We start from the raw sequence: 231 nt of genomic DNA on the forward strand, positions 1-231 counted from the left end.
GCGGCGGGCTTGTCCTTGTTGTAGATCGCGGCGGCGGCGCGGAGGATCTCGAGGATCTTCTCCTGCGCCTTGGGCTCGTCGAGTTCTTCCATCGCGGCGAGTTCGCGGGCCAGACGGCTGGTCGCGGCCTCAAAGATCTGACGCTCGGAATAGCTCTGCTCGGGCTGGTCGTCGGCGCGGAACAGGTCGCGGACCACCTCGGCGATCGACACGAGGTCGCCGGAGTTGATC

The 231-nt window shown here is 66.7% G+C and carries 1 pseudogene; it reads right to left on the reverse strand.

Features of this window, described 5'->3' with window-relative positions:
* Positions 1-231, reverse strand: a pseudogene (locus tag AC0IYH_RS34260) (hypothetical protein); the annotation flags it as partial.

It is taken from the genome of Pseudomonas sp. AC463 (genome assembly GCF_979253585.1).